General features: G+C 45.6%; 3 protein-coding genes. 1 reads left to right on the top strand and 2 read right to left on the bottom strand.

What is annotated here, in order from left to right; all coding sequences use genetic code 11:
- Together ABJ99_RS29125 and ABJ99_RS12095 are read right to left on the bottom strand one after the other, a co-directional pair.
- Positions 1–231: hypothetical protein (locus tag ABJ99_RS29125; protein WP_230081016.1), on the bottom strand; the 231-nt coding region annotated here is incomplete at its 3' end.
- Between the two features lie 70 nt (positions 232–301).
- Positions 302–1,006 carry a replication initiation protein gene (locus tag ABJ99_RS12095; protein WP_054086043.1) on the bottom strand — a complete coding sequence of 235 codons (705 nt, stop codon included), beginning with the start codon at positions 1,004–1,006 and terminating at the stop codon, positions 302–304.
- Between ABJ99_RS12095 and ABJ99_RS29120 the strand changes: the two genes are divergently transcribed.
- On the top strand, positions 1,005–1,233 hold a 229-nt coding region (locus tag ABJ99_RS29120; RefSeq protein WP_230081015.1), incomplete at its 3' end, for a hypothetical protein. The two genes, ABJ99_RS12095 and ABJ99_RS29120, sit on opposite strands and share 2 nt — an antisense overlap.

The raw sequence follows: 1,233 nt of genomic DNA, 5'->3' as shown, positions 1-1,233 counted from the left end.
AAAAGGTCGTTCATCCCCCGCTCGGGCGATCACGAACAGATTCAGGGCGACGAACACTTCAGATTCGTTAGGTGCTATCCCGTCACACCTTTCCACTGTGATGCGGTAGTCCTTAGCGTATGGCTGGCCTATTACCGGCTCTGTACCAGGCATATGGAGTTCAAAACCCATGCCGCCTTTACCTACACCTAGGGGGTCAGAGTGTTTCGGGTTATTATTACGCTTAGCCATGGTGTACATCTCCTATTGATGTTGCTGTGGTTAGCTCTAGCCGTGGTTTCGAAGCCCACGGCAAGAGCGTTTAAATTTCTAATCTCAATTGATCGTCTTTTGAAAAAAAGAAACGTAATGCAGTGACTCTCCTACCTGTTTTAATGGGCTTCCACTGTATTTTCCACCCATCTTTTTCAACTAGTTCGTTAACACTAGGCTCTATTATCTTTCGGCGGATAGCAGCGAAATCAGCTTTTTGTTTTTCTGTGGCATCCATAGATTGAGAAAAGTCTTCAATGCTTATTTCTAGCCAGCCGGTATCTTCGAACCTACTCAATAACTCCAACAATCTCCAAGAATACACGGAGCGCAGGGCCGTAGCTTGCTGTAGCTGATAAGTCGTAAAATTCTTTTTAAGTCCAGTAAGGTGAGGCAAAAGTGCAGGCCACCAGTGAAGTTCGATCCAACCTTCACCCTCATGGTACTTGACTTGACCAACCCACCGCATATGTACTTTTGTTGGCTTTATCTCTTTGCCGCGCCGTCGCGGAGCCTGCTCGTAAAAAGTAATGGAACGGTTGTACAAATGTTTCGCAGCGTCCTGTAACTGTTCATATGCAGTGCTCATATCAACATTGAAGGTTTCAGCATACTCAGATGCTGAAATCTTAGTTATCGGCACATCTCCTACTTTCAAAGCGCTGTAACTATCCAGAGTGGTTGCAGCAATGCCAATAATTCGTTTCTCTGTCAGCGACAACCCATGGCCTGCCCTGACTAACGCATTAGTCATGGATATCCAGCGTTCGCCTATTAGACGGCCTAGATTTGAATGGCTGCCTGCATCGGTGACCAGTGAGTCTATGGATGATCGAATAGATTTCGTAGCCAATTCTGCCGTCTTCCGGGTAATTCTGCCTTTTAAAAATATGGCAGAATTATTGATGTCTGCCAAGTTTTTTTTTGGCAGAAATCATGATGCCAACCCGGAAAAAGGCAGATTAAACCCGGAAAAAGGCA

It is taken from the genome of Pseudomonas syringae pv. cilantro (assembly GCF_001293775.1).
GTDB lineage: Bacteria > Pseudomonadota > Gammaproteobacteria > Pseudomonadales > Pseudomonadaceae > Aquipseudomonas > Aquipseudomonas syringae_P.
Note: the sequence above shows the minus strand (reverse complement) of the source record. Positions and strands in the feature narration are given on the sequence as shown.

Coding starts and splice junctions, on each gene's coding strand:
- ABJ99_RS12095 (WP_054086043.1), bottom strand. CDS start 1,006: ATGACTAATGCGTTAGTCAGGGCAGGCCATGGGTTGTCGCTGACAGAG.